Source organism: Stenotrophomonas sp. 278 (assembly GCF_003935715.1).
GTDB lineage: Bacteria > Pseudomonadota > Gammaproteobacteria > Xanthomonadales > Xanthomonadaceae > Stenotrophomonas > Stenotrophomonas maltophilia_AH.
The window spans coordinates 1-2,029 of record NZ_RHPP01000273.1 but is presented as its reverse complement, the minus strand read 5'-3'; the positions used below and the strand labels follow the sequence as shown (position 1 = coordinate 2,029).

The 2,029-nt window shown below is 67.8% G+C and carries 2 protein-coding genes; both read right to left on the bottom strand.

Annotated elements, in window-relative coordinates; translation table 11 throughout:
* The coding region (mltG, locus tag EGJ34_RS21560; protein WP_125362431.1) for an endolytic transglycosylase MltG at window positions 1–900 on the bottom strand (900 nt) is incomplete at its 3' end.
* 138 nt (window positions 901–1,038) lie between these two features.
* Window positions 1,039–2,029, bottom strand: a 991-nt coding sequence (locus tag EGJ34_RS21555) for an aminodeoxychorismate synthase component I (protein ID WP_125362430.1), incomplete at its 5' end; no start/stop codon positions are given.

Sequence of the window (2,029 nt, the reverse complement as noted above, 5' to 3'; positions counted from 1 at the left end):
GGCGTGCAGCGCGTCGCGGCCGGGCATGGCGATCGGCGTGGGGGTCAGGCCGGCGCGGGTGTAGGTGTTGTACGGCGTATCCGTGGTGAGGTCGCGCTTGCGGATGTTGCCGTCGTAGCTGCTGCCGATGCCGTAGATGACGGTGGGGTCGGTCTGCAGACGCATGCCCATTTTCAGGCGGCGCGCGAACACGCCGGCAATCTGCGGCCGCTCGCTGGCCAGCGCGGTTTCTTTTTCGATGATGGAAGCCAGGGTCAGCAGCTCATACGGGGTGTTCAGCGGCAGGTCGTCGCTGCGGCTGTCCCAGGCGGCGGCCAGCTCTTTTTCCATGGCGGCGTGGGCGCGCTTGAGCACGTCCACGTCGGTGTCGCCACGCTGGTAGACGTAGGTTTCCGGCAGGAAGCGGCCTTCCGGATGCTGGCCGGGGAAGCCGAGCTTGGCCATCAGCTCGCTGTCGTTGAGGTCGTCGGTGGTGTGGACGAGCGGATCGGCGCGCTTGAGCGCGGCGCGCAGCTGGCGGATGTTCCAGCCTTCAACGATGGTGACGCGGTGCTGGACGACGCGGCCCTGGCGCATGCGGGTGAGCAGTTCGCGCGGGGTGAGGTCGTTGTCGAGGGCGTATTCGCCGACTTTGAGTTTGCCGGCAGCGTCCAGTTGGCGCGCGAGCAGCTGCCACTGGGTGTCAGTGCCTTCGTCGACGCCGACCTCGCGCAGTTTGCGCACGACGGTGTTGAGGCCGTCGCCGGGGGCGATGATGACCGCCGGTTGGTCGGGGGTGATGTGCTGGTCGGCGAAGCTGGATTGGTTGTGCCAGAACCAGAGGCCGGCGGCGGCCAGGAGGACGGCGATCAGTACAAGCCCGGTCAGGATGGCTAGACAACCTCGTTTTGCACCTGCCATGGGGGTCCTTTTGCGCTTGTTTCGGGTTTTGCGTGGGACGCGCATGGCGCGTCACTACGGGTGGGTCTGCCAAGCCACGCAGGGCGTGGCTCTACAGGCGATTCAGTTCTTGCCTGCAGCAGTGCACAGCATACCTTGTCAGTCGTTGCGGCCCAGCGCGCGCATCAGGCCGCGGGCTTTGGCGCGGGTTTCATCGAGTTCTTTGGTGGGGTCCGAGTCGACGACGATGCCGGCACCGGTGCGGAAGGTGGCGTGGGGGCCATTCACTTCGGCGGTGCGGATGAGGATGTTCAGGTCGAGGTCGCCGTCACGGTTCAGCCAGCCGAATGCGCCGGTGTAGGCACCGCGCGCGGTCTGCTCGAGCTCGGCGATGATCTGCATGCAGCGCACCTTGGGGCAGCCGGTGATGGTGCCACCGGGGAAGGTAGCGGCGATCACCTGGCCCGGGGTGGTGCCCGGCAGCAGGCGTCCGCGCACGTTGCTGACGATGTGGTGCACGTGGGCGTAGCTTTCCACGGTCATCAGTTCGTCCACTTCCACGCTGCCGGGGCTGCAGATGCGGCCGAGGTCGTTGCGCTCGAGGTCGATCAGCATCACGTGCTCGGCGCGCTCCTTGGGGTGGCCAACGAGTTCGCGGATGCGCTCGGCGTCGTCGTCCCCGGCAAAGCGCGGGCGGGTGCCGGCAATGGGCCGGGTCTGCACGTCGTCACCGTGCACGGAGACGAGGCGTTCGGGCGAGGAACTGACCACTGCCCTGCCCTGCGCGATGAACAGGCCGGCGAATGGCGCGGGGTTGGCGACACGTAACTGTGCATACAGGGCGTGCGGGTCAAGAGCCTCGCCGAACTGCGCGACCCAGCGGCGCGAGAGGTTCACCTGGAACACGTCGCCAGCGCGAAGGTAGTCGATGACCTTTTCCACGCCGTCGGTGAAGCGTGTGGGCGCGTCTTCGTCCATCTGCTGCGGCGGCTGCCAGGTCGGCAGCGGGGGTTGCGCGTCGGCGGCCTGCAGGTCGGCGATGAGGATGTCCAGCAGTGCCTCGCTGCCGGTTTCGCACACGGCGTGGTACTGGCCGAGCACGCGGTCGTGCAGCACGCCGGCGGGGCAGCGCAGCGCCAGGGCGGACGGC